The sequence below is a fragment of the Variovorax ureilyticus genome (assembly GCF_050632185.1).
Lineage (GTDB): Bacteria > Pseudomonadota > Gammaproteobacteria > Burkholderiales > Burkholderiaceae_C > Variovorax > Variovorax ureilyticus_A.
In genome coordinates this window covers 1,326,400-1,352,619 of sequence record NZ_CP192579.1, presented here as the reverse complement: position 1 = coordinate 1,352,619, position 26,220 = coordinate 1,326,400, and the positions used below count along the sequence as shown (strand labels likewise).

Annotated in this window: 20 protein-coding genes and 2 pseudogenes; 2 read left to right on the top strand and 20 right to left on the bottom strand. The window is 67.8% G+C overall.

Going from position 1 to position 26,220, the window contains the following annotated elements:
- Positions 1-39: 39 nt before the first annotated feature.
- Positions 40-520 (bottom strand): annotated as a pseudogene (locus tag ACQ858_RS06645) (VOC family protein).
- A 165-nt stretch (positions 521-685) separates the two neighbouring features.
- Between ACQ858_RS06645 and ACQ858_RS06640 the strand changes: the two are divergent.
- A complete protein-coding gene (locus tag ACQ858_RS06640; protein ID WP_431275957.1) occupies positions 686-1,000 on the top strand; it encodes a hypothetical protein in 315 nt (104 codons plus the stop codon).
- A 40-nt stretch (positions 1,001-1,040) separates the two neighbouring features.
- Here the strand turns inward: ACQ858_RS06640 and ACQ858_RS06635 are convergent, their stop codons facing one another.
- A complete protein-coding gene (locus ACQ858_RS06635; RefSeq protein ID WP_431275956.1) occupies positions 1,041-2,291 on the bottom strand; it encodes an NAD(P)-binding domain-containing protein in 1,251 nt (416 codons plus the stop codon).
- A gap of 218 nt (positions 2,292-2,509) precedes the next feature.
- Here ACQ858_RS06635 and ACQ858_RS06630 point away from each other — a divergent pair, with 218 nt between their 5' ends.
- Positions 2,510-3,076 carry a methyltransferase family protein gene (locus ACQ858_RS06630; protein WP_431275955.1) on the top strand — a complete coding sequence of 189 codons (567 nt, stop codon included), beginning with the start codon at positions 2,510-2,512 and terminating at the stop codon, positions 3,074-3,076.
- A gap of 10 nt (positions 3,077-3,086) precedes the next feature.
- Here ACQ858_RS06630 and ACQ858_RS06625 read toward each other — a convergent pair whose 3' ends face one another.
- The 18 genes and pseudogenes from ACQ858_RS06625 to egtB all read right to left on the bottom strand — a co-directional run bounded on the left by ACQ858_RS06625 (position 3,087) and on the right by egtB (position 26,044).
- Positions 3,087-3,671 (bottom strand): hypothetical protein, encoded by a 585-nt coding sequence (locus tag ACQ858_RS06625; protein WP_431275954.1) that lies wholly within the window; start codon positions 3,669-3,671, stop codon positions 3,087-3,089.
- Complete coding sequence (locus tag ACQ858_RS06620; RefSeq protein WP_431275953.1) at positions 3,643-4,722, bottom strand: DUF2955 domain-containing protein; 1,080 nt, start codon at positions 4,720-4,722, stop codon at positions 3,643-3,645. Before ACQ858_RS06620 ends, ACQ858_RS06625 begins: the two co-directional genes overlap by 29 nt.
- A 16-nt stretch (positions 4,723-4,738) precedes the next feature.
- On the bottom strand, positions 4,739-5,878 hold the full coding sequence (locus ACQ858_RS06615; RefSeq protein ID WP_431275952.1) for an HlyD family secretion protein: 1,140 nt from the start codon (positions 5,876-5,878) through the stop codon (positions 4,739-4,741).
- 205 nt (positions 5,879-6,083) lie between these two features.
- Positions 6,084-7,436, bottom strand: a pseudogene (locus ACQ858_RS06610) (efflux transporter outer membrane subunit); the annotation flags it as partial.
- Positions 7,437-7,440: 4 nt separating this feature from the next.
- Positions 7,441-8,568, bottom strand: coding sequence for an AI-2E family transporter (locus ACQ858_RS06605; protein WP_431275951.1), 1,128 nt, complete (start codon positions 8,566-8,568; stop codon positions 7,441-7,443).
- Positions 8,569-8,589: 21 nt separating this feature from the next.
- Positions 8,590-9,231 (bottom strand): VIT1/CCC1 transporter family protein, encoded by a 642-nt coding sequence (locus ACQ858_RS06600; protein ID WP_431275950.1) that lies wholly within the window; start codon positions 9,229-9,231, stop codon positions 8,590-8,592.
- Between the two features lie 37 nt (positions 9,232-9,268).
- On the bottom strand, positions 9,269-10,207 hold the full coding sequence (arcC, locus tag ACQ858_RS06595) for a carbamate kinase (protein WP_431275949.1): 939 nt from the start codon (positions 10,205-10,207) through the stop codon (positions 9,269-9,271).
- Positions 10,208-10,209: 2 nt separating this feature from the next.
- Positions 10,210-11,214, bottom strand: coding sequence for an ornithine carbamoyltransferase (locus ACQ858_RS06590; protein ID WP_431275948.1), 1,005 nt, complete (start codon positions 11,212-11,214; stop codon positions 10,210-10,212).
- Between the two features lie 17 nt (positions 11,215-11,231).
- A complete protein-coding gene (locus ACQ858_RS06585; protein WP_431275947.1) occupies positions 11,232-12,455 on the bottom strand; it encodes an arginine deiminase in 1,224 nt (407 codons plus the stop codon).
- Positions 12,456-12,474: 19 nt separating this feature from the next.
- Positions 12,475-13,374, bottom strand: coding sequence for an amino acid ABC transporter substrate-binding protein (locus ACQ858_RS06580; RefSeq protein ID WP_431275946.1), 900 nt, complete (start codon positions 13,372-13,374; stop codon positions 12,475-12,477).
- 13 nt (positions 13,375-13,387) lie between these two features.
- Complete coding sequence (gene potE, locus ACQ858_RS06575) at positions 13,388-14,719, bottom strand: putrescine-ornithine antiporter (protein ID WP_431275945.1); 1,332 nt, start codon at positions 14,717-14,719, stop codon at positions 13,388-13,390.
- Between the two features lie 51 nt (positions 14,720-14,770).
- The gene (gene speC / locus ACQ858_RS06570) at positions 14,771-17,146 is read right to left on the bottom strand and encodes an ornithine decarboxylase (protein ID WP_431275944.1); all 2,376 of its coding nucleotides are present in this window, start codon (positions 17,144-17,146) and stop codon (positions 14,771-14,773) included.
- A gap of 4 nt (positions 17,147-17,150) precedes the next feature.
- A complete protein-coding gene (locus ACQ858_RS06565; RefSeq protein WP_431275943.1) occupies positions 17,151-19,415 on the bottom strand; it encodes an Orn/Lys/Arg decarboxylase N-terminal domain-containing protein in 2,265 nt (754 codons plus the stop codon).
- Between the two features lie 27 nt (positions 19,416-19,442).
- The gene (locus ACQ858_RS06560; protein WP_431275942.1) at positions 19,443-20,807 is read right to left on the bottom strand and encodes a DcaP family trimeric outer membrane transporter; all 1,365 of its coding nucleotides are present in this window, start codon (positions 20,805-20,807) and stop codon (positions 19,443-19,445) included.
- A gap of 157 nt (positions 20,808-20,964) precedes the next feature.
- Complete coding sequence (locus ACQ858_RS06555; RefSeq protein WP_431275941.1) at positions 20,965-22,062, bottom strand: AraC family transcriptional regulator; 1,098 nt, start codon at positions 22,060-22,062, stop codon at positions 20,965-20,967.
- A complete protein-coding gene (locus ACQ858_RS06550) occupies positions 22,002-23,750 on the bottom strand; it encodes a DUF3300 domain-containing protein (RefSeq protein ID WP_431275940.1) in 1,749 nt (582 codons plus the stop codon). The genes ACQ858_RS06555 and ACQ858_RS06550 overlap by 61 nt, the downstream gene beginning before the upstream one ends.
- A 66-nt stretch (positions 23,751-23,816) precedes the next feature.
- A complete protein-coding gene (gene egtD, locus ACQ858_RS06545; protein WP_431275939.1) occupies positions 23,817-24,797 on the bottom strand; it encodes an L-histidine N(alpha)-methyltransferase in 981 nt (326 codons plus the stop codon).
- Positions 24,797-26,044 (bottom strand): ergothioneine biosynthesis protein EgtB, encoded by a 1,248-nt coding sequence (gene egtB / locus ACQ858_RS06540; protein WP_431275938.1) that lies wholly within the window; start codon positions 26,042-26,044, stop codon positions 24,797-24,799. Before egtB ends, egtD begins: the two co-directional genes overlap by 1 nt.
- Between the last annotated feature and the right edge of the window lie 176 nt (positions 26,045-26,220).

Here is a 26,220-nt window from a genome sequence, read left to right as displayed (position 1 = left end):
ACGGACGAAAGTAGCATATCCCGGCGGGCCACTTCCCACTCAGCCCCGACGCGCCGCCTCGATGGTCGCGATGTCGATCTTCCGCATCTGCATCATTGCCTCGAACGCGCGCCTGGCCGCCGCGGGGTCCGGGTCGGCGATCGCGTTCATGAGCGCCCGCGGCGTGATCTGCCACGAGAGGCCCCATTTGTCCTTGCACCAGCCGCACGCGCTTTCCTCGCCACCCTGGCCGACGATCGCGTCCCACAGCCGATCGGTTTCGGCACTGGTCGTCGGTCGCGACCTGGAACGAGAAGGCCTCGTTGTGCCGGAACGCCGGGCCGCCGTTCAGGCCCAGGCACGGGATGCCCATGACAGTGAACTCGACCGTCAGGACATCGCCCTCTTTGCCGGCGGGGTAGTCGCCCGGCGCGTGGTGCACGGCTTTCACCGCGCTGTCCGGAAAGGTCTTTGCGTAAAACTGCGCGGCCTCCAGGGCGGTGCCGTCGTACCAGAGGCAGATCGTGTTCTTGCTGGCCATCTTCGTTCTCCATTCCGTGGCGGCAGGTTCACCCCGCTCGGCGGGTCGGGCGCTCGGCGAGCGCCGAAATTCTCTGCCGGAAAACGCCTTCCCGGAACCCGATTGCCACCTGCCTCGCGTGGTGATTGAATAGCGGCCCTTCCCCTCATCACGCAGGAGGATGCCATGGCCTACGAGGCGCGATATGTCTTCAGACCGAATCCCGGCGCCGACCTTGGCGCCGTCATGGCGGCGATACAGCACGGTGCGGCGCTCTGGAAGCGCCACGGCGCCAGCAACGCGCGGCTGTGGGTCGTCGCCGCGGGCGAGGTCGGCAACTACGTGCTCGAACTGCGCTTCGACAACGCAGGCGAGTACGCCAAGGTCACCGATCCGCTTTCCGCCGATCCCGAATTCAGGAAATGGCAGGCGGCGAATGTGCAGGCGGGTGCGTTCACCTGGGTGCGGAGCAATCTTCTGCGTGAACTGCCGCTGGCGTAGTCGCCGCCGCCATGCGCAGACGCAGGTGACCGTCGGCTGATCAGCGCCGCCGTGGAACGATGTGCTGCGCCAGGTGGGCAGCGTCTTCGTCCGCGCCGAACAGGAAGGCCGACTTCCATTTGTGCAGCCAAGGCAGTCCCAGGAAATATAGACCGGCCTCGGCAGTCACTCCGCGCTCGTGCACGGGCGCCCTCTTCGGTTCGGCGGACTGGCCGAAGACGGGCAGGTCGATCCAGCTGAAGTCTGCGTGGGCACCGTTGGCCCAGATCACCGACCTGATCCCCGCGCGGGCGAGATCGAGGACACGGATGGGAGCCTGGAGCTCCGCCGGATCGGGCAGCGGATCTTCGGACGGACCCGCGGCAGGCAGGTCCAGCTGTTGCGCGCGAACCGTGTCGTCGCACCGACGGTCGAACGCCTTCAGCGATTCGTCACCGTGCGCGATGCTGGAGGCGAGATCGTCGGCGATCGCCAGCTTGCCGTCCTCGGCGGCCTTGACGCGGCCGATCAGCACGACCCCTTCGGCCGCCAGTCGGCGCAGGTCGATGTCGTGCCCGCCATTCACGCCGGTCATCAAGCGAGACAGGCGAGCGCCCTTCCAATCGCGAAGGGTCGAATCGGCGGAGCCCGTTGCGATCAGCCACCAGATGCAGTCCTTCCCGCGATAGCGACGCCGGATCCGCTCGTGCGAGCTCACGGACAGGAACACGCGCCGCCCGGCGCGGCACAGTTCCTCGGCAATCTGGACGCCGGAGTTCCCGGCGCCGACCACGAGCACAGCACCGGCGGGCAGTTGCATCGGATTGCGGTACTGGGTCGAATGAAGCTCGAACACGCCGCCGCCAAGCGATGAAGGCGTCGCGCGCGGAACCTGGTACGGACCGGTGGCCACGACGATGTTGTGTGCCACGTAAAGGGTGCCGTCGGTCTGCACCTGCAATGCGCGCGACCCCGGCTCGCGCGTGACCGAGAGCGCCGCGCAATGCGTGCGCACGGGCGCGCGAATGGTCGCCGCGTAGCGTTCGATGTAGTCCGTCACTTCATGCAGAGGTGAGAAGGCATCCGGGTCCGCTCGCGGGTCGGCCGTCATGCGCGACCAGCCCGGAAGATTCATGTTCCAGTTGGGAGACTGGAAGTGCAACGAATCCCAGCGCTCGCCGCGCCACCGCTCGGCAAGTTGCCCGCGCTCGAGCACGAGGTGCTCCCCGCCCAGTCGTCCCAGGTGGTAGCTCATCGCCAGGCCCGCCTGACCGCCACCGATCACGATGGTTTCGACGCGCTCAGTCGACATGGCGGGCCTTGGGGGCTTCTACCCCCGACGAAACGCTGTACATCGCGAACCCCTCTTGCGCAGGCCGGTCCGTTCGTCCGGCACAAACTCTCCCCCGATGCCTGCGCGAAATATGCCTTGCCCGGCCTGGCTTCACAAGCAGCCATTGCTACCGGCGCGACGCCAATCGCTCGGTCTTGCACCGGCGTTCACGGCAGAATGGCTCCGTAGATTCCCCCATGCTCCTCCCGCTCCAGGCCTACCCGGCAACCTTCGTCATCGCCAGTTCGGTCGTGCTCTACCTCTCGCGCGGAGCGATCACGCGGCCGCGCTCGCATGGCTTCTATCGCTTCTTCGCGGTGGAATGCATCTTCGGGCTGATCTGGATCAATCTGCCGGTCTGGGGCGACGATCCCGTGCTGCTGCCGAGCCAGTCGCTGGCGCTGCTGCTGCTCGCCGCTTCTGTCTGGCTGCCGCTGCATGCAGCGCGCCAATTGAGCCGGCTGGGCCAGCCCGACGGCACACGCAGGGACGAGGCGCTGCTCGGATTCGAGAAGACCACCCGGCTGGTGACGACCGGAGCCTTCAAGTACATCCGCCATCCGATGTACGCTGCGCTGATCTGCCTTGCCTGGGGCGTCTTCCTGCAACGCTTCACCTGGCTGGGCCTGCTGCTGGTGCTGGCGGCGACCGCGCTGCTCTTCGTCACCGCCATGCGCGAGGAGCAGGAATGCCTCGAGCATTTCGGCGCTGCCTACCTCGACTACATGCGCCGCACACGCCGCTTCGTGCCGTTCATGCTCTAGCGAGCACCATTCAGGGAAGGTCGGCCAGGCGACCGGCAGAGCTCCCTCGCAAACCGCTTCGCGATCGCGCGCGCCGCACGAGCAGCGCAATCAGCAGGGTCGCGGCGGCAGAACCCGCCACGCCGGGCGACGAGACCAGCAGCTGGGCCAGGCCATCGACGGTCTCGACGCTGACCTGTTGCGCATGATGAACCAGCGCAACCACGTCGGCGGCGTGGACGTTCTGGATGTCCTCGAACCGGACCCCCGGCTCCTGGCCGGCGCTGCGAAACCGGATCTTCGCGAAGATGCCGTTGGCGATGGCCACCAGCGACAGCACGCCCAGGGGCCGCATCAGCATCTCGACGAGGCTGCAGCGCTCCGCGGGCGGCGCCTCCTCGAAAACCTCGGCCACGAGGATGGGAATGGCCTCGTCCGAGCCGAGTTCGGGCGTCGTCCGAGGGTTGGCGATGGATGGCGATGGGTCAGGTGCCATGGCGTTTGCTTCTCGTCTGCTTCTCATCGAGCCATGCATATTGACCGCGGACCATGGCATCTTGATGAAGGAAAAGTAAAGCCGAGTGACTTTACGTGGCTGAGGTGTGACTTCGGCCATCTTCGTCACCTTGTTCGTGAGGCGCGAGTTGGACGTCAGCCTGAGAAGCGGGCCGCAGCGCGCGGCCTCGCCAGCGCTCCAGCACCCACACCGTGGCCGAGGCATAGAACGCCACGCCCACGAAAAGGCAGACGCGCATCACCGAGCCTTCGAGCACGCTCTTGCCGCTCGCACTGTCCTCGATGGCGGGGCCGAGCAGGATCAGCGCGGTCACCAGCGCATTGCTCCAGAAGGAAGGACGAAAGCGCGTGCGCCGCACGCCGAACATGGCCGAGCCCGTCCACAGCGCCGCGGCCATCAGCCACAGAGTCAGCATCCAGAGGCTCGGCCACAGCGACAGGCCCGCCCACACCGCCATGCCGATGAAGGCGCCCATGAGGGTCGAGCCGACGAGTTCCCGGCTGGCTGCGCCTGCTTGCGCATCGCCGGCCTGTTGCGCCAAGGTCGCGGTCTTCATGATGGCGGCGAGGTAGAAGGAAGGATTGGTCAGCGCAAGCACGAAGACCGGCATGACGATGAGGGTCCCGCGCAGCGCGATCCAGTGGGCCGATGGGGCATCGGCGCGCTGCGCAGGCGCCCTCGCCGGCTGCGGCGGATCGGGAAAGAGCGCGCTCGACATCGCGCTCACCAGCGTGCCGACACCGAGCCCGACCGCGAGCGTGGCGCTGAGCACGGCCACCAGCGATTGCTCTGCCACGCCGGCGACGGGCATCATCGCGAACGAGATCACCAGCAAGGCGGTCAGGGCGCCGCCGCCGGCCTGCCCGGCGCGGAACACCGCATGGAGCACCACGCCGGTCAGCAGCACACCGGCCAGCGCGTAGTGCTCGAGCAGCGGAACCATCAGGACCCCCGCGGCGATCAGCGCCGCCAGAATCACCGCCGTGACGATGCCCTTGACCAGCGGCATCGGCGGGCCGGGCTTGCACAGCACCAGCACCGCCATCACGCAGACCACGAACGGCAGCTTGAGCGCGAGCCCGTAGGCCAGCGCCGTGGCCAGGCCCAGTCCGAGGGTCAGGCGCAGGCTGGCCTTGTCACCGCGCGTCATGGATGTCTCCCGATGCTCAGTAAAGGTACGACAGCCAGCTCACGACGCGCATGTACAGCGCACCGAGGGCGTTCATCACGGGATGGTCGCCGGTGAAGACCAGCACGTCGGCCTGGCCGCCCACCTGAACGCGGCGCAGGCGGTCGAGCTCGGACGGATCGAACTCCACCGCGACCGGGAAGCGCTGGGCCCGGCGCAGCCAGTCGCGGCTGTTCTCCACCGTGGGCAGGGCACCGGGCGAGCCCTGCTTGCCGCTGCTGACGCCGCGGCCCACGCTGCGCACGCGCCCCTTGAGCACCTGGCCCGGCAGCACGTCCAGCACGATGGCCGCTTCGTCGCCGGGTTCGATGTTGCCCAGGTTGTTCTCGGTCATCTCGGCGCTGATCCAGAGGTCGTGCATCGCGATCAGCGTCATCAGCGGCGCACCCGGCTGCGCGAAGAGGCCGACGTCGGTCTGCAGGTCGGTGACCCTGCCGCGTGCAGGCGCGAGCACGGTGGTGCGCGCGAGGTCGAGCTCGGCTTTCTCCATCGCGGCCCGCGCGCTTTGCAGTTGTGCGTTGTCCTCCCCGCTGCCGCCGGCAGCCTCCTGCGCCTTGCGCAGGTCCGCCTCCGCGCGCTTGGCCTGGCTGCGCGCCCGGTCGCGCGTGGACTGCGCGATCTCCAGGCGCCGCACGGAGATGGCGCCCGGGTCTTCGTCGTGCAGCCTCTCTTGCCGGCTGGCATCGCGCTCGGCCATCTCGCGGCCGGCCTGGGCGACGCTCAATGCGGCGCGCGCCGCGTCCACGGCGGCGACCGACCCCTGCACGGAACGCCGCACCGATTCGAAGTCGGCACGCGAACGGCGCAGCGCGATGCGGAAGGGCTCGGGGTCGATGTCGAGCAAGGGCTGTCCGGGCTGCACCTCGTCGTTGTCGCGCACATGCACCGCCAGCACCTTGCCCGCGACCTCGGCCGCCACCGGCACCACGAAGGCCTGGACGCGCGCCTGCGAGGTGCTCGGCGTGAGGCGGTCGCCGACGAAGTAGATGAGCAGGCTGCCGACGATGAGAGCGGCCAGCACCAGCGCACCGATGCGCGTGCCGGTGCCGGGCTTCGACGCTGGAGGCTCGGGCGGCGCAACGGGGGCAGGTGGCGGGGTGGCGGTTGACTGGCTCATCGGGTGTCGCTCCGTTGCCGCGAAGGTGGCGCCGCCCCGGGGGCGGCAGGGGATCGTCCAGAAGTGGCTGCCAGTCGCGGCGTTCGGCCATTGCGCGGCGCGTGTCCTCGTCGATCGGCAGCGGCCGGTCGCGGCCGGCCTGCCAGCCGCCGCCCAAGGCCTTGTAGAGGGCCACGAGGCTTTGCACCACGCTGCCTTGCGTGCTCACGAGCTGTTCCTGCTGGCTGAACAGCGTGCGCTGCGAATCGAGCACACGCTGGAAGTCCACCAGGCCTTCGCGGTACTGGATCGTCGCGATGTCGAGCGAGCGGCGTGCAGCCTGCACCGCGCCTTCGAGGAGGTCGATCTGCGCGCGGTTGCTCGCGAAGCCGGCCGCGGCGTCGTCCATCTCGCGCGCGGCGGTCAGCACCGTGTTCTGGTATTGCTCCAGCAGCTGCCGGAAGCGCGCGTCCTGCACCAGCACCTGGTTCCGGAGGTTGCCATGGTCGAACACGTTCCACACCAGCGCGGGCCCGATCGCCCAGGTCGCGGTGTTCGACGAACCCGCGATCGAGGTGGCCGAGAGGCCGAGCGTGCCGCCGAGCGCGATCGAGGGATAGAGCGCCGCCTCGCTGATGCCGATCAGCGCGGACTGCGCGGCGAGCTGCATCTCGGCCGCGCGCACGTCGGGGCGCCGCCGCAGCAGGTCGGCGGGCACGTCGACGATCAGCCCGAGTTCCGCGCGCGGGATGCGGCCCTGCCCGGCCGCCATCTCGGGCAAGGGGCCGGGCGGCCGGCCGAGCAGCACCGCGAGTGCGTTCTGCGACTGACGCAGGATGCCTTCGAACTCCGGGATGGTCGCGAGCGTGCCGAGGTACAGCGAGCGCGCCTGCTGCACGTCGAGCTCGGATTCGTTGCCGCTCTTGAACAGCCGCTCGGTGATCTGGAGGCTGCGCTTCTGGATCTCGGCGTTCTCGTGCGCGATGCGAAGGCGCAGCTCGGTCGTGCGGATGCTGCCGTAGAGGCTGGCCGCCTGCGCCGCGACCAGCACCTGCAGGTCGTCGTACTGCGCGATGCTCGCGAAGTAGCCCGCATCGGCCGACTCGATGCCGCGCCGGTACTTGCCCCAGAAGTCCATCTCCCAGGCGATGTCGAAGCCCGCGCTGGCGCTCCAGAAGGCGGTGCTCGTGCCGCGCGACTGGCGCTGTCCGGCCCGCAGCGCATTGGCGTTCACCTGCTGCACCTGCGGATAGAGGCCGCTGCCCGCGATGCCCAGCTGCGCGCGCGATTCGAGGATGCGCATCGCCGCGAGGCGCACGCCGGGGTTGAGGCGCTGGGCCTCGGCCACGAGCTCGTCGAGCACGGGGTCGTCGAAGCTGCGCCACCAGTCATCGGCCACGGGCCCGGCGCGCGGCTGCGCATCGGCGGAGAGCGTGCGCCCGGCGTCGCCGGACCAGTCCGCAAGCCACGGCACCCGCGGCCGCGAGAAATCCGGCCCGAGCAGCGTGCAGCCGCCCAGCGCAACGCACGCGGACCAGGCCAGGGTCGCAAGGCGCCAACGCGGGATCGCGGTCGGCATGCCTTCAGTCGCCGGCCGGCAGATCGCTTTTCGGGATGGTCGAACCGGTTGCCGGACCGGTATCGACCCAGCCCATGAAGATCTGGTAGCCGAGCGCGAGCAAGGTGGCACCGACGAACATGCCGAGAATGCCCGCGGTCGCCATGCCGCCGAGCGCGCCGATCAGGATGACCGGCATCGGCGCATCGACACCGCGGCCGAGCATCAGCGGCTTGAGCACGTTGTCGGCCATGCCCGCGACCAGCAGCAGCACGGTGTAGGCGGCCGCGGCGCCGGTGTCATGGTCGCTGCGCGTCCAGAGCCAGGCGATCGCGGGCAGCGTGACGATGACCGCGGGCACCTGCGCGATGCCGAGCACCAGCACGATCAGCGAGAGCACCCCGGCCCACGGGACGCCCGCGATCAGCAGGCACACCCCGACGATGATCGCCTGGATGAAGGCCACGCCGATCACGCCCTGCGCCACCGCGCGGATGGTTGCCGTGGACAGGTTCGCGAACTCGACCCCGTGCGCGGGCCCGATGATGCGCACGAAGATCGCCCGGATGGCCCCGCTGCCGGCCTGGCCGAAGGCCATCACGATGCCCGCGACGATGATCGCCGCGAGGAACATCAGGAGCGCACCGCCGATGTCCGCGATCGCGCCGAGCACGCTGCGTGCGAGGTTGCCGATCTTCGGCTGCAGGCTCTGCACGAGCGCCGGCAGATCATCGTGGGCCTGCGTCCAGATCGCGAAGACCCTGTCGCCGACGAACGGCCATTTCGCGACGCTGTCGCGCGGCGCCGGCAGTTTCAGCGTGTTGTTCTGCACGTCGGCGATCAGTTGTCGCACCGAGTCGCCGACCGAGCTCAGGAGCACCGCCGTCGGCACGATGATCAGCACGATGCCCGCGATTACCAGCAGCGTGGCTGCGAGCCCCTGCCGGCCGCCCATGTGGCGAGCGAGCGACTGCTGTGCCGGATAGAGCGTGACCGCGAGGATCAGCGACCACGTGATCAGGGTCAGGAACGGCGAGAAGACGCGATAGCACAGCAGCGCGAGCACGAGCACGAGGCCGGCGCGGATCAGCACGTCCATGAGGGCGGACGCGCCGCGAGAGACCAGTTCGTCGTCTTCTTCAGGCATCTGCATGCTCGTCTCCCGTCAGGTGTGTCAACCGCCCAGCGCGATGATCACGGCCTGGATGCCGGCCCCGAGCGCGGCCAGCACGAGCGCCGCGCGCCACGGCCTCAGCCCCGCGTAGCGCCCCCATCCGTAGCCGCACAGGAACATCATCGCGATCCCGATCACGGCCGACACGCGCATGGCAGGGCGCACCTCGCTGAAGAACAGGAAGGGCAGCACCGGCGGAAAGGTCGATGCGAAAACCAGCAGGAAGACGCCGAGCCCGCCGACCAGATCCTGCCGCGTGAGCGCCGCGGACGGCGTCCTGTGCGAGGGCTGGGCGACCATCCACTGCCGCGTGCGCTCGAGATCGGACGGCCCCAGCGCGCTCGCGAGCGGACCGAGTTCCTGCGCGATCAGGCCGTGCGCCGTTTCGGGGCCGCCCGCCGCGATCACCTCGCGCCAAACCCTGGCCTGGCGTCCTCGCGTGACGAGGTTGCGCAGCACGTACATCACGCCGTCGACGAAACCCCACGCGATGTTGCAGCCGATCGCCGCGATGAGCATCTCGCGCACCTCCTTCTGGCCGGCGGTGGCCACGCTCAAGGTGCCCGTGAAGCTCAGGACCATGAACAGGCCGAAGAGAATCTCGGAATTGCGGTCGATCGGATCGAGAACACGGTTTTCCATCTGAACTCCTCCCGCTAGGCACCTCCCCGGAGGCCCCTTATCTGGCCAGCACGATGCCGGACGCCGTCGAAGATACCGTGGTTCCCGCCTCGCCGGCAATGATGCGTTCCAGGTCCCCAAGCGCGCCGATGGCCGCGGCCTTGCCCGTCGCCTTCGCGAAGCGGCAGGCCGCATCGACCTTCGGCCCCATCGAACCGGCGGCGAAGCTCATCGCCGACAGCGCGTCGGGCGATGCGCGCCGGATCGCGCGCTGCGTCGGCTTGCCCCAGTCCACGTACACCGCGTCGGCGTCGGTGAGCATCACGTACAGGTCGGCCTTGAGCTCGCGCGCGAGCAGCTCGGTGGCGAGGTCCTTGTCGATCACGCATTCGACGCCGCCCAGCTTGCGGTTCGCGCCGGGCGCGTAGGCCGCCGGAATGCCCCCGCCGCCCGCCGCGATCACGATGGTGTTGTGCTCCAGCAGCCACTTGATCGGCCGCAGCTCGAAGATGCGCTTCGGCTCGGGCGAGGCGACCACGCGCCGCCACCTGTCGCCGTCCTGCTTGAAGACCCACCCCTTCTCGGCCGCGAGCCGGTCGGCGGTCTCCTTGCCGTAGACGGGGCCGATGAACTTGGTCGGGTTCGCGAAGGCCGGGTCCTTCGGGTCGACCTCGATCATGGTCAGGAGCGTGGCAAAGGGCCGCTCGAAAGGCAGCAGGTTGCCCAGCTCCTGCTCGATCATGTAGCCGATCATCCCTTCGGTCTCCGCGTCGAGCACGTCGAGCGGATAGGTCTCCACGTCGGTGTAGGCCGCCCCCTGGAGGGCGAGCAGGCCGACCTGCGGCCCGTTGCCGTGCCCGACCACCATGTCGTGCTGGCGCGCGACCGGCGCGAGCGCCCTGGCGGCGACGCGGATGTTCTCGCGCTGGTTCTCCGAGGTCATGGGCTGCCCGCGCCGCAGCAGCGCATTTCCGCCGAGCGCGGTAACGATGAGCATGGTCAGTCTCCCAGCGTCGCGACCAGGATGGCCTTGATCGTGTGCATGCGGTTCTCGGCCTGCTCGAAGGCGACGTTGTATTCGGACTCGAACACCTCGTCGGTCACTTCAAGGCCGTTGCTGATGCCGTAGGTGTCGGCGATCTGCTTGCCCAGCACCGTCTCGCTGTCGTGGAACGCGGGCAGGCAATGCATGAACTTGACCTGCGGATTGCCGCTGGCCTTCATCAGCTCCGCATTGACCTGGTAGGCCTTGAGCAGGTCGATGCGCTCCTTCCAGACCTCCTTCGGCTCGCCCATCGAGACCCAGACGTCGGTGTGGATGAAGTCCACGCCCTTGACCGCCGCCTTCGGGTCGTCGGTGACGGTGAGCTTGGCGCCGTAGCGCTTTTCGAGATCGCGTGCGATCTTGAGGTATTCCTCGGCGGGCCAGAGCGACTTCGGTCCGCAGATGCGAACGTCCATGCCCATGAGGCAGCCGACGATCATCAGCGAATGGCCCATGTTGTTGCGGGTGTCGCCGAGGAAGGCGTACTTGATCTCGTGGATCGGCCGGTCGCTGTGCTCGCGCATGGTCATCACGTCGGCGAGCATCTGCGTGGGATGGTATTCGTCGGTGAGCCCGTTGAACACCGGCACGCCGGCGTACTTCGCGAGCGTCTCGACGCCGGTCTGGCTCGACCCGCGGTATTCGATCGCGTCGTACATGCGACCCAGCACGCGCGCGGTGTCCTTGAACGACTCCTTGTGCCCGATCTGCGAGCCCGCCGGGTCCAGGTAGGTCACATTCGCGCCCTGGTCATGGCAGGCCACCTCGAACGAGCAGCGGGTGCGCGTCGAGGTCTTCTCGAAGATGAGGCAAATCTCCTTGCCGAGCAGATGGCGCTGCTCGGTGCGCGCGTACTTGGCGCGCTTGAGGTCACGCGCCAGGTCGAGCAGGTAGCGGAACTCGCGCTGGGTGTAGTCCTGCACGGTCAGCAGGGAACGGTTGCGCAGATTGAAGCTCATGAAGCTCTCCAGAAAGATCAATACGCCGGGTCGCGCGAGATCGGGCAGGTCATGCAATGACCACCCCCGCGCCCGCGCCCGAGTTCTGCGCCGCGCACGGTGATGACCTCGATCCCCGCCTTGCGCAGCAACGTGTTGGTATACGTGTTGCGGTCGTAGGCCACCACCACGCCGGGTTCGAGCGCGACGACGTTGTTGCCGTCGTCCCATTGCTCGCGCTGGGCCTGCCGGGCATTGCCGCCGGTGTCGACCACGCGCATCTTGGGGATGCCCAAGGCCTCTCTCACGACATCGAACAGATGCCCCTTGTCCGCCCGGATGTCGAGCGCGTCGCCGTCGCCCGGCCGCACGCTGTAGCAGCGCACCTGGTCGGTCACCTCGCGGAACGCGGTGACAACCTCGCGGTCGCAGAAACTGAACACCGTGTCGAGGTGCATCGCAGCGCGGCTCTTGGGCATCAGACAGGCGATCACGCGCGTGGCGGCCCGGTGCGCGAACAGCTGCTGCGCGACCTGGAACACCGCCTGCCGCGTGCTGCGTTCACCCATGCCGATCAGCACGACACCCTTGCCAACCGGCATCACGTCGCCGCCTTCCAAGGTCGATGCGCCGAAGGGCTCGTCCGAATCGCCCCACCAGATCTTGAAGTCCGCACCCTTGAATCGCGGATGGAACTTGTAGACCGCGCGCTGCAGCAGCGTCTCGGGCTTGCGCGCGGGCCAGTACATCGGGTTGCAGGTCACGCCGTTGTAGATCCAGCACGAGGGGTCGCGCTGGAACAGCGTGTTCGGGATCGGGGGAAAGAGGAAGTCGGTGCCGCCCATGGCCTCCTGGAGCATCGACGACCATTCGCTCTTGGGCACGTCGAGCACCGCGATGCCGCCGATCAGGTGCTCGGCGAGCTTCTCGGCCGGCATCTCGTCCAGCCACGCCCGAAGGTGCTGCACACCGAGCCCCACGTCGTTGACCGTGATGCGCCGATCGAGTATCCATGCGCGGGCCACGGCGTCTTTCAGCGTCTCGGCCAGCATGTCGTGCAGGTCGATCACCTCCACGCCGCGCTCGCGCATCTTGAGCACGAAGTCGTAGTGGTCCTTCTGCGCCTCCTGAACCCATAGGAGATCGTCGAACAGCAGCTCGGCCGCGTTGCCGGGCGTCAGGCGCTGATGGGCGAGTCCCGGCCGGCAGACCATCACGGTCCTGAGTTTGCCGACCTCGCTGTGCACTCCAAGCTTTTGCATGATGAACCTCCTGTCTGGGCTATTCGGGCAATGCCATCAATTCGAAGAACTGCAGCGTCTCGCGATCCGGGTCCTTCAGATAGGTGCGGTAGATCGTTGGCAGCTCCGGCGAGCGGTAGATCCGGCTCAGCGCGCGATCCACCGTCAGGCGGAAATCGTCGTCGTTGCGCCGGATCGCGAACGCGAGCAGCTCGCGCCGGAAGAGCCGGTCGAGTACGACGAGGTTCGACTTTTCCGGGCTGCGCGCGACCGCGTCGAGCAACAGCGGCCGCCCGTCGAAGAAGGCGTCGGCGCGGCGGTCGACCACGGCCTGAACGCCTTCGGCCGTGTCCTTGACCGAGACCACGTCGATCGCGATGCGCCGCTCGGCGAGCTTGTCGGCCAATGCGCGCTCCACCGTCGTGCCGCTGACCACCGCGAGCGCGCGGCGTTCCGGCGCATTGGTGCCGCGCCAGATCACCGACGGGGGCGGCTCCTGCCCCGTGAGCACCTGCACGAGGCGAACGGGCGCATCCGAGCGGATGACTGCATTGACGCCGACGAAGCCCACCGGAATCGAGAAGCTCACCTCGGCCCGGCGCTCCAGCGTGGGCACCGCGCCGCACAGCATGTCGATCTTGCCCTGCGCGACCGCGCTGAAACGCTCCTCCATCGACACCTGCACCAGTTCGACCGCGAGCGACGGCAGCTTCAGCTCCTGCCTGGCCGCATCGCCGACCTTCGTGCACAGCGCGATCGCGTAGCCGGCGACCTTGCCGGTCGCGTCCTTCTGCGAAGAGCCGTCGGAGACGTAGCCGACGACGAACTTGCCGGATTCGCGCAGCTTGTCGAGCGTTCCCGCTGCGAACGAGGCGCCGGCGTGCAGCAGCGTGGCGCCGATCAACACAAGCAGAACATTGCGGGGTTTGACGTATCGCATGGTCTTCCTCCCCTTACCCCGCGTTGGCGCTCGCAGTGCGGGGCGCGAAGCGCGGTGCGATGAAGCCGTAGATGATGAAGCCGATCGCCATCACCAGCATGCCGCCGAGCACCGCATCCTTGCCCGAGGCGTAGAGCGCGTACACCGAATACAGCATCGCGATGACCGCAATGACCGCGTTGCGCTTGTAGACGCCGGGATCGACACCCGCGTTGCGCATGATCACGAACAGCGCCGAGAGCGAGACGATGTACGGCACCACGTTGGTCACCACCGCGAGGTTCACCAGCGCGGCGAACTGCTTGCTCAGGTCCGGCGAGATCGTGGAGAGCGCCATGATCGACTGCACGACGCCCATGATCACCATGCCCGCGATCGGCGCACCGGCCGCACTGGCCTTGCCGAAGATGGCCGGGAACATGTGGGTATCGGCGGCATCCTTGGCGGTCTGTGCGAGCGTGAACTGCCAGCCCAGCAACGAACCGACGCAGGCCATCGCCGCCAGCGCCATCACGGTGGAGCCCACCGCAGGACTGAACATCTGCGTGTACGCGAGGCCGAAGGGCCCCGTGGACTTGGCCAAATCGGCGTTCGGCACGATGCCTTGAATGACGGTCGTCGAGAGGATGTAGATCACCGCCGCGCCGAGCGTTCCGAACATGCATGCGAGCGGCACGTCACGCTTGGGGTTCTCGACCGCCGAGGCGTTCTGCGATGCCGACTCCATGCCGAGGAAGGCCCACAGGGTGAGCGAGATGCTCGAGCCCATGCCTTCGCCGATGCTCAAGCCCTTCGGGTTCCACGCCTCGGAGAAAGTCTGGCCGTTGAACCAGAACCATCCCGCGATCGAGATGAAACCCACCGGCAGGATCACGCCCCACACCGTGATGGCGCCGATGCGCCCGGTCAGCTTGGGCCCGCCGAAGTTCGCGACCGTGGTGATCCACAGCAGTGCGATGACGCCGACGCAGGTCGATATCGCAGAAGAGGTGAGGACCGGGAAGAACGCCGCGAGATAGCCCAACGCGGAGCTCGCCACGGCCACGTTCGCAATCGCCAGCGAGAGGAAGTAGAGGAAGAAGACGTTGAAGTACCCGTCCTTCCCGTAGGCATCCTCCGCGTAGGCCGCCATGCCGCCCGAGCGCTGGTTGAACACACCCGCCTGCGCGAAGCTGTAGGCGATCGCGAGCGAGCCGAGCGCCGTCACGATCCACGACAGCAGCGAGATCGCCCCGACCTGCGCCATGTTGGCGGGCAGCATGATGATCCCCGAACCCATCATGTTGACCGTCACGATGAAGGTCAACTCCATCACACCCATCTTCTTTTCCGAAACGGCTGCCATCGTCATCTCCTTGGTTTGTTGTCCGCGGGACCCGCTCCATCTTCGGCGGCGCTATTCGCGCACCACGTAGGTGTGGAAGCGGATGCGCCCGTCGATTCCTCGCTCCTGATAGACACCCTGCACTTCGTAGTTGAAGCCCGGGAACCGGCCGAACGATTCCTCGAACGCGCAGAAGTAATCCCGCATCGGCTTCGCGCGCTCGTCCCATCGCTCGCCCGGCACCACGATGCCGATGCCCGGCGGATAGATCAGCGCCAGCGTCGCGGAGATGCGCCCCTGCGCCTCGGCGAGCGGCACGTAGTCCACCTGGTTGCCGACCAGCGCGCGGTAGGCGTCCTGCGGCAGCATCGCGAGCTCGGGAAAGTTGTCGGCGCGGAAGCACTGGCCCTGCAGGCCCTTGATGTTCGCGTCGCGGTAGAACGCATGCATCTCGTTGCAGACCTGGCGCAGCGTGTAGCCCGCATAGCGCTCGGCGTTCGCAGCGTAGAGCGACGGCAGCACGTCCTGCAGCATCGCGTCCTCGTCCCACAGGTTCTTGAACTTGACAAGCTTGGAGATGAGGCTGTTGAGCTTGCTTTCGTCCTCCGCCGGCGTCATGAGGAACAGGATGCTGTTGAGATCGCACTTCTCCGGCACGATGCGCTGCTCGCGCAGGTAGTTCGCGACCACGGTCGCGGGCACGCCGAAATCGAGGTACTCGCCGGTGGCGCGGTCGATGCCCGGGCTCAGCAGCATCAGCTTGTTCGGGTCGACCATGGCGTAGCCGTCCACGTAGCCGGCGTAGCCGTGCCAGCGGGCCGCGGGGTCGAAGTTCCAGCACTGCTGCTCGCGCTTGATGACGTCCGTCGCGAGGCTTTCCCATGGCACGTCGCTCACGTCCTCCATGAACGGCGAGCCCTTGATCGTCACCCGGTCGGGCACGAAGGGATCGAAGAACCACTGCTCCTGCACGTTGCGCCCGGTCTGCACGAAATGGCGGCCGAACTCGCGGAACTTCTTGCGCGTCTCGATCCCGAGCTCGATGCAACGGTCCCACAGCATCTCGCCGGCCTTGCCTTCATGGATCTTCGCGTTCACGTCGAGCGATGCGAACAGCGGATAGAACGGCGAGGTCGAGGCGTTCATCAGGAACGACTCGTTGAAGCGATGGTGATTCACGTAGCGCTCTTGCCCGATCAGGTGGTCGTCGCGCTTGTGGATCTGGCTGGCCTGCGAGAAGCCCGCGCCCTGCTTGTGCACCGATTGCGTCGAGAACAGCCCCGGGGCATCCGCACCAAGCTCGCCGAGCCGCATCGGGCTGTGATCGGTGAACAGCGGATGGAAGGCGTTGTAGCCGATCCAGGCCTCGTCCCACAGCACGTAGTCGCACAGGTGGCCGATGCGCTCCAGCACCTTGCGCACGTTGTAGACGGTGCCGTCGTAGGTCGCGAGCTGGATGCACGCGAGGCGGAACGGGCGCGGCTGATCAGCACGGGACTTGTCCTCGATGAGCGGATGCGCGCGGATACGCTCGCGCAGCGAGGCCTCGTCCCAGGCGTCCCAGTCGACCGCGCCGATCATCCCGAAGGGATTGCGCGCGGTCGGCAGGAAGACCGGCACCGCGCCGGCCTGCACCAGCGCGCCCTGGTGCACCGACTTGTGGTTGTTGCGATCGAACAGCACCAGGTCGCCGCGCCGCAAGAGCGCATTCGCGACGATCTTGTTCGAGGTGCTGGTGCCGTTGAGCACGAAGTAGGTCCGGTCGGCGCCGAACACCTGCGCCGCGTGCCGCTGCGCCTCATCGGCCGCGCCCTCGTGGATCAGCAGGTCGCCGAGCTCGACATCGGCGTTGCACAGGTCGTTGCGGAAGATGCTTTCGCCGAAGTGCTTGAAGAAGAGCTGCCCCGCGGGCGACTTGCGGTAGAACTGCCCGCCCTGGTGGCCCGGGCAGTCGAAGGCGATGGTCGCCTTGCCGTCGTAGGCCATGAGCTTGCCGAAGAACGGCGGCAGGAGCGACATGCCGTACTTCACGAGGCTCGCGCCGATCTGCTTGGCGTAGAACTCGGGCGACTGCTGGCCGAGGTAGACATATCCCTCGACCTCGCCGAGCCCGCTCACCACCGGCACGTCGGAAATGCGCTGCGAGTCCGCGAGGATCCACACCGGCGTGCGAAAGCCCACGCCGCGCAGCTCGCGCATCAGATTGCGCGTCTTCGCGAGCATCTCGCCGTCGATCCAGAGGATGTACGCGCCGACGCCGGCATCTTCGGCGAGATCGCGCTCGTAGAGTCCCGAGACCTCGAGCTGAAGGCCGTTCGCCGCCGGGCAGGCCAGGAGTTCCTTCGTCTGGTGGTTGTTCGCATCGACGACGGCGACCACCTTCAGGTACTTGTGCAGCGGAATCGGAATCGCCTGCGGCTGCAACGAATAGGTGGCGTAACGGCTCATGAGGCTAGCCCTCCTTCACGCAATCGACCAGCCAGCGCTTCCCTCCATTGCGGTCGACCTCGAACCGCAGCCCGTGGATGTCCGATTCGAATCCCGGGAACCGGTCATCCGAATCGCGCGCGAACTTCAGGTACTCGATGATCGAATCCGTGCCGAAGCGCTCGCCCGGCATGATCAGCGGAATGCCCGGCGGATACGGCACCAGCATCACCGCCGCGACACGGCCCTTGAGCGCCTCGATCGGCACCGGCTCCACGCGCCCGTGCACCAGCCGGTCGTAGGCTTCGGCGGGGATCATCGCGGGCTCGGGCAGCTCGGTGTACATCGCGTTCATCGCGCGCGCGGTGTCGTTGTCCCGCAAGCAGGCATGCAGCGCCTCGCAGAGATCGCGCAGGCCCATGCCCTTGTAGGTGGCACCGCCCGCCGCAAGCACGCTGGGGAGCACTCTCGAGAGCGGCGCATTGCTCTCGTAGTCGGTCTTGAAATCGACCAGCGCATCGACCATCGTGGTCCACTTGCCGCGCGTGATGCCCAGCGAGAAGAGGATCAGGAAGCTGTAGAGGCCGGTCTTCTCGACCACGAGGCCGCGCTCCCAGAGGTACTTGGTGACGATCGACGCCGGGATGCCCGTCTTGCCGAGCTTGCCCCCCGCCCCCAGGCCCGGCGTGAGCAGCGTGACCTTGATCGGGTCGAGCATCACGTAGTCGTTCGCCACCTTGCCGAAGCCGTGCCATGCCGCGTTCGGCGCGAGCACCCAGTCGGAGGTCTTCGGCGGCTTCTTCAGGTCGAGCTTCTCGGGCTGCCAGATCCGGAACCACCAGTCACGCTTGCCGAAGCCCTCGCCCACCGCGGCCAGCGCATGGCGGAAGTTCATCGCCTCGTCGTGCGTCTCCTGCACGATGGAGCGGCCGGCCGGGCCGTCCATCATCGCGGCGCTGACGTCGAGCGAGGCGATGATCCCGTAATGCGGCGAGGTCGACCCGTGCATCATGAAGGCGTCGTTGAAGCGCGTCGTGTCGATCTTGCGTTTCTCGGACTCCTGGATGTGGATCATCGAGGCCTGCGAGAACGCGGCCAGCAGCTTGTGCGTGGACTGCGTCGCGAACACCAGCGTGTGGTCCGCGCGCGGATGGCCGCGCGGCACGCCCATCGCGTGGCGGCCCGAATAGAACTCGTGGAAGGCCGCGTAGGCGTACCAGGCCTCGTCGAAATGCAGGGCGTCGACCTGGTCGGTGACCTTCGCCTTGATCATCTCGGCGTTGTAGCAAAGGCCGTCGTAGGTGGAATTGGTCACCACCGCGATGCGCACCTGCCCCTTGTTCCCGCGCGCGATCGGGCTCGCCGCGATCCGCCTCTGCATGGCCTCGGGCGAGAACTGGTCGAAACCGATCGGGCCGATGATCCCGTAGTCGTTGCGCGACGGCATGAAGTAAATCGGCGTCGCACCCGTCATGATCAGCGAATGCAAGAGCGACTTGTGGCAGTTGCGGTCCACCGCCACGAGGTCCCCTCGCCCCGCCATCGAATGCCAGACGATCTTGTTGGCGGTCGATGTGCCGTTGGTGACGAAATAGGTGTGGTCGGCACCGAACACGCTCGCCGCATGGCTTTCGGCTTCTTTCACCGGCCCGGTGTGGTCGAGCAGCGAGCCGAGCTCCGGCACCGAAACCGAAAGGTCCGACCGCAGCGTGTTCTCGCCGAAGAATTCATGCAGCGCGAAGCCCACCGGCGACTTGGTGAAGCCGATGCCTCCTGCATGGCCCGGTGTGTGCCACGAATAGGCCGAGCGCTCCGCGTGGTGCGCGAGAGCCTTGAAGAACGGCGGCAGCAGGTTCTCGAGGTATTCCGATGCCGCGCGCATGATCTGCCGCGCGAGGAAGGGCACCGTGTCCTCGTAGAGGTAGATGATGCTGTGCAGGTGGCGCAGCGCCTCGATCACCGCCGCCGAGCCCTTCTCCAGCGCGGCCGATTCGCCGAGCGCGATGATCGGCAGCAGCGGTGCGCGCTCGTGCACCTTGTGCATTTCCTCGACCATGCGCTTGAGCATCTCGGCGTCGCCGCGGGCGGGCTCGGCGCTCATCACGATCGCCGAGAGCCCGCGATGCGCGCCGGCGACGATGCCGGCATCGGACTGCCCGGCGACCGCGAACGTCTTCCACCCGTTGCGTTCGATCTCGTCCTGGATCTGGCGGATGCGCACGCCCGCGACCGAGGGTGCGCCGACGTCCCGATGCGCGATGAGGATCGGGAAGCTGGATTGAAACTGCATGGTCTTCTGCTCCCTTTCTTCCTGCGGCTAGAAAGTGACCTTGGTCGAGAACTGCAGCCGCGAATCGGGTTCCGATGCGCCGTCCTTGTTCTCGCGTCGGCCCCAGATGTATTCGAGGCCGGTCGTGATGTTCTTCTGCAGGTTGTAGAGGAGGTTCGCCGACGCATAGCTGCCCTTTCGGAAGGCGCTGCCGAGCTGGCCGTCGGTGTTGCTCTGGCGGTGCTCGCTGTAGCCGATCGCGCTCGTCCACTGCGCGTTCCAGGCGTGGTTGTAGTAGAGCAACCAGGCGGTCGAGGGAACAGTCTCGGCACGCAGGAGAGCGTTCGGCGCGAGGTCCACGCCGCCGTCGTTCGCGTAGCTTGCGATCGCATGGCCGTAGGCCGCCTGCCAGGTCAGCGAATCCTTGCCGCCGAAGAACTTGAACGCGCCCGAGAGATTCGCGCCATAGCCGGTCTGGTGGCCTGACGGGTTGCCGCCCGGCGTGTTCACGAACTGGTAGCCCACCTGCCGCACCATGCCGGCTGCGCGCACATGGCCCCAATCTCCATCAAACCGGAACGACGCGATCGCATCCGGCGTGCGGTTCCACGGCTGCACGCCCGCGCCGAAGGCCGGGTCCACCTCGGTGAGCTTGCCGGTGTCGAGCGCGGAGTTCGGCGCCTCGAGCGACAGCGCGACTTTCATGCCGTTGCTGTCGAACGGCGTGTAGCGCAACTGCGGGTTGCGCAGGAACATCATGCCGCTCGGTCCCCAGTAGTCGATCGTGTTGGGAAACACGTCGATGTCCATGAAGTTCGAGTAGTACTGCCCGACGCCGAACTTGCCGAGTTCGCCCCACACGTTCAGCCAGTGCACGTGCGTGCCGCCGTCGGTGCCGAAGAGATCGAAGCTGACGTCCGTCTTGATCTCGCCGTAGGTGGTCGGGATGAACGACTTGAAGCCGAGGCTCGACTGCCGCACGCTGAAGGTGGTCGCACCGTCCTTGCCGCAACCCGCATCGCCCGGGCAGTTGACCGGAATCTGCGAGGGCCGCAGCGTCGCGCTCCACTGCGGGTTCATCCGCTTGTTGTCGTAGATCGCGTCGAGCATCACCTGGCCGTAGAACTCGACATGCGCCTTGTCCTTGTCCGGTGCGTTGTCGTCGGCGACCGAGCGGGGCGCGATCACGAGCGCACCGGCCGGCGCGGCGGCGGGCGCCTGCGCGGCAGCCGGTGCAGGCTGCGCCTGCTGCTGCCGCTCCAGCGTCTCGACACGCCGCTGCATGTCCTCGATCGTCTTCAGGGCCTGCTGAAGCTGGGCCTTGAGTTCATCGACCTGCGGGTCCGCGGCATGGGCCGCGGGCACGGCCTGCACGCCTCCGACGATCGCAAGAGTCCAAAGCAATTTCCTCATGACACCCCCTCTGGTGTGGAGTTGACAATTCGCCATCGACCAACGCTCGCGCGGTGCGATCTTAGGAGTCGCTGTCCGGCTGTCATTTGCAGGGCGGGACAATTTGTTTGCACTTTGGGACAGGCGCCCCCTCGCAAACCCTCGACCTGCGGCGCCCTCACATCGCGTCGAGTTCGGAGTGCTCGTGGATCGGACGCCCCGGGCGCCCCATCCCTCGACGCGCCATCCATTGCGAGGCCGTCATGCCGAAGTGGCCGCGGAACCACCGCGAGAAGTCGGCGCCCGAGGCGAATCCGAGCAGGTAGCCCACCTCGTAGAACGTTCGCCCGCCCCCGGCGAGGTAGGTTTCGGCCATCTCGGCGCGCACGCCGTCGATGACTGTCGAGACACTCTGGCCCGCGACCGCGAGCTTGCGGTTGAGCGTGCGCCGGTGCGTGCCCAATTGCTCGGCGACCCGCTCGACCGAGCAGCTTCCGCTCGGGATCAGCACCCTCGCCACCTGGCGCACCCGGTCGAGCGGTCCGTCGCTTGCCGCCGTGAGCTGCTGGTCCAGCCATTGCTTGAGTGCGTGGCCGAGTTCGGGGTCGGCCAGGGGGATCGGCAGGTCCAGATCCCGGTTGCGGCAGACGATCGCGTCGAAGGGCTGCGAGAAGTCGATCGTCGCCCCGAGCACGCGCTTGTGAACCTCGAGACTGCGAGGCTTCCCATGGCGGAAGCAGACGCTGACCGGCTGGAAGTCCTCGTGCGCAAGCGCGCGCAGTGCGCGCAGCGTCACGCCCGCCGCCATCTCGATCCCCTGGCGCGAGTCGCCCGGCTTCTGAAGCTTGAGCTCGAGAAAGGCCATCGTGAACTGGCCCATGTCGTCGAGCTTCAGGCCCAGGCCGCCGTTCTGCACGCACATGTAGCGCCTCAGGGACTGCAACGCGGCGCGCAGCGTCGGCTCCTCGCGCAGCACCGCGGCGAGCACGCCCAGGTTGCTGATCCTGCGCGTCTCGGCAAGCAGCAGGCCGAAGGCCTCCTGTCCCGACGCGCGCGCCGACGCCTCGAGCAGCGCCGCGACCGAATCGACGCTGATCAGGGTGTCCTTGCTGCAAAGCACCGCCGGCGGCAGGCCAGCCGCCTTCACCATGCGCACGGGATCGAGCCCGACCGACCGGGCCAGGGCGTCGTAGTCCGTCAGCGTCGCACCGCGCGTCAGTTGGCCGGTCGCCTGCGACTTCTCGTCGCGAAGCTCGAGGACGTCAAGGCGACGCATGCTGCGTGTCCCCCGCAGGAGTCACCGAAGAGTGCAATGCGGGTACGCGCGATGCGACCCGCTTCACGATCGAAGCGTTCATGTCTGCCTCCATCAGCTTTCATTATTGACAAGCGCCCCTGCGGCGAACATTGCACCTTCGGGCAATGCCGACGCCACGCGCAACTAGCGGCGTCCTCCGCCGCCGCGCCCGCCGCCACCGCCACCGCGCGCACCGCCGCCACCGGAGAAGCCGCCGCTGCGGCTGGCGCCGCCGGATGCGCCGCTGCGGCCGCCACTGAATCCCCCGATGAGCGGCCGGCGCCGTAGCTGGCGGACGGCCGGCTCACGTTCGCGCTGCTGCGGGCATTGCCGTAGCTGGCCATCGATTGCCGGCTGGCTGCCCCGCGATCGACTTGTTGCCGCGTCTGCGGGGAGCCGCCAGCCGCGCCCCTGAACGCGTTGTCGGTGGACGGGCGGCTCTGCACCTGCTGCAAGCCCTGGCTTCGGCTGCCCGCGCCGAACTGTCCGCCGCGGTCCCCGCCCGCGAACTGGGAGCCGCGATCCCCCGCCCGCGTCTGGCCCGCGGCCCGGTCGCCCGCACGCAGGCCGGCCTGATCGCCGGCGCGGCCTCCGCGGTCGAAGTTGCCCGCCGCCTGCTGGGCGCGCTGGCGCGTCGCGGGGTCGTCGCGCAGGTTCTGCCGGCCCTGCGCCGGGTCCATGCCGCGCTGCTGCAATGCGGCTTGCGCGCGCTGGCGCTCCGCGTTGCGCCCGGCGTTGTCGCGGCCGCGGAAATCGGCGCGGTTGTCGACGCCGGGCACATTGCGGGCGAACTGCTGCTGGCTGCGCTGGTCGCGGTATGGCACGCCGCGCCGGTTGGCCGCGTTGTGCTGCCAGTTGTTCTGGTTCGCCCCGATCTGGCGATGGGTGTTGATGCTGTTGTAGCGGTTGGTGTTGATGTTGACGTTGCCGCCGCCCCAGTTGCAATTGCCCCAGAGCGCGCCCACCGCCGCCACACCGACGCCGAACGCGATGCCGGTGGCGAGCGCCGCGCCGGGATACCAGCCCGGATACCAGGCGCCGTACCCCACCGGCGGGTAGTAGTACGGCGGGTACGCCGGATAGGGCCACGTGCCGTACACCACGGCCGGGTCGTAGGTGGGCACGTAGACCACCTCGGGATTCGTCGGCTCGATGCGGATCACGCTCTGCTGCGTCTGCGGCTCCTGCTCGACGATCACATGCTGCTGCTCGTTGCTCTGGAGGCTGCCCTGCTGCTGCGCCTTGCCGCGCAGGCGCTGCGCGGAATCGAGCACGTCCCTGGACGACGCGAGGAAGGCATCGCCGAGGTTCTGCACCCAGTCGGGCTGCTCCCCCATCATCTGGATCACCTGCGGGAAGGCGACCAGCGACTGCACGCTCGGGTCCCACGGCATGCCCTGCACCGCCTTGACGGCGGCATCGCCGCTCTGGTCAGGGTGGGACCTGGACCACTTCGCGGCGTCGGCCACGTCGGCGGGGTAGGTCGCGGCCATCAGCACCTGCGACAGCAGCGAATCGGGGTACAGCGCGATCGGCGCCATCATCTGGTCGATCTGCTCGCGGCTGAAGGACGGAGCGGTCGCCTGCTGCGCCGCAGCGAGCACCGGCAGGCACAGGCAGAGCAGCGCGACGAGGAAGCTTGCGAACCGGAGGACCGAAGGACGCATGGCGGTCTCCTGACGGGATCCGGCACACATGCTCGCGCGCCTGCGCCGCCAGCGCAAGCGCCTGCGTCAATCCCTCGCCTGGAGCCAATGCACGCTGAAGAGGCGGTCCGGATCGGTCCACACCGCGGCGGGCCGGAAGCCTGCCTGGACCGCCAGCGCGCGCAGGCTGTCGATGGTGAACTTGTACGAGTTCTCGGTGTGGATCGTCTCGCCTTCCTCGAAGACGAAACGCTGTCCGTCGAGCGTGACGGTCTGCGCGCGGCGGCTCACCAGATGCATCTCGATGCGCTGCAGCGGCGCGTTGTAGAACGCCGCATGCGTGAAGCCGTCGGGCTCGAAGTCGGTGCCGAGTTCACGGTTGGCGCGTCGCAGCAGGTTCAGATTGAACGCCGCCGTCACGCCCTGCGGGTCGTTGTACGCGGCGTGCAGCAATGCGGGGGCCTTCACGAGGTCGACCCCGAGCAGCAGCCCGCCGCCGCGCAGCAGCCGGCACGCCAGCTGGAGGAAGGCGAGCGCCTCCGCGGGGCTGAAGTTGCCCAGCGTGGAACCCGGGAAGAAGCCGACGCGCTGCCCCGCGGCCTTCTCGCGCGAAGGCAGCACCAGCGGCATGGTGTAGTCGGCCACCATCGGCTGCACCGCAAGTTGCGGATAGTCGGTGCGCAGGCGTTCGGCAGCCGCTTCGAGGTGCTCGCCGGAGATGTCGATCGGCACGTAGCGCCGGGGCGATTCGAGCGCGTCGAGCAGCAGCCGCACCTTGGTGAGCGAGCCGGCGCCGAACTCGACGATCTCGGCATGCGGCCCGATCTGCGCCGCGATCTCGGGCGCGCATTCGGTGAGGATGCGCACCTCGGTGCGCGTCGGGTAGTACTCGGGCAGCTCGCAGATGCGATCGAAGAGCGCCGAGCCCGCGGCATCGTAGAAGAACTTCGGCGAAATGCTGCGCTGCGCCTGGCTCAGCCCCGCATGCAGTTCCCGCGCGAAGTCGGACAGCGGCGCCGCGCGCTGCGCCGCGCGAAAGGCGTGGACGTTGAATGCCTGTGTTCGCATCAGAGATCCTTCGCGAGCCGCAGCCCCGAGAACTGCCAGCGCGCCGCCGGCGGGAAGAAGTTGCGGTAGCTGGCCCGCGCATGCCCGTCGGGCGTCGCGACGCTGCTGCCGCGCAGCACGATCTGGCCGACCATGAACTTGCCGTTGTATTCGGCCGCGACGCCCGCGAGCGGTCGGAAGCCCGGGTACGGGTCGTAGGACGAGCGCGTCCATTGCCAGACGTGGCCGTGCATCTCCGAGATGCCGGGCGCGTCGTGCGCAGCCTCCCATTCGAACTCGGTGGGAAGCCTGGCGCCGGCCCACTCCGCATAGGCCGCGGCTTCGTAGAAGCTCAGGTGCGCGACAGGCGCCTCGGGCTCCATGGGCCGCACGCCGTGCAGGCCGAAGACCTGCCAGCCGCCCGCAGCGCCGTGATGGGCAAGCCGCGGATCGTCGGGCGCGAGCCAGTAAGGCGGGCAGCGCCAGCCCTGCGCCTGCACCGAGGCCCAGCCGTCGGACAGCCACAGGTCGGGGCGCTGGTAACCGCCGTCGGCGATGAACTGCGCGTATTCGCCGCAGTTCACGAGCCGGTCCGCGATCGCGTGAGGATGCAGCAGCGTCGCGTGGCGCGGTGTTTCGTTGTCGAAGGCGAAGCCGGGGCCTGCGTGGCCGGCCGCCATGACGCCGCCGGGGCGCTCGATCCACCGCATCGACGGCGCGACCGACGCGAGGCGCAGGGCCGGACCGGAGGCCGGCCGGTATGCCGGCAGCATCGGATTGCATGACAGCGCATGCAGGATGTCGGTGAGGATCAGTTCCTGGTGCTGCTGCTCGTGGTTCAGGCCCAGCGTGAAGACGGGTTCGACCGCCGGCCAGTCGACGTCGCCCGCGGTGCCGAGAAATGCGAGCACGGCCTCGTCCACATGCCGACGATAGGCGCGCACTTCATCGAGCGAGGGACGCGTGAGCAGCCCGCGCTGCGGGCGCGGATGGCGTGGGCCGAGGGCCTCGTAGTAGGAATTGAAGAGATAGGGAAACCGTTCATCGAACAACCGGTAACCGCCGGCGTGCGGCTGCAGCAACACCGTTTCGAAGAACCAGGTGGTGTGCGCCAGGTGCCACTTGGTCGGGCTGGCGTCGGGCATGGACTGGATGCACTGGTCCTCGGCCGAAAGCGGCGCCGCCAGCGCGAGGGTGTGGGCGCGCACTGCCTGAAAACGCTCGCGCAGCGCCTGCGCCGCAGACACGGCCGGCTGGGTCAACTTCATGGGGTCTCCAGTGCTGGTTGGTGGTTTTTAGCCCATGCACACAACAGGACGCCGTAGGACAAGGCCCCGCCCGGACGGACGAGGCGACCGGAACGCCGGCGCGGCGGGACGTGCCACTTTGGCACAAGTCGCTTTCGGCTGCCATGACCCTGCGTATCATCCGGCGAATGAGCACG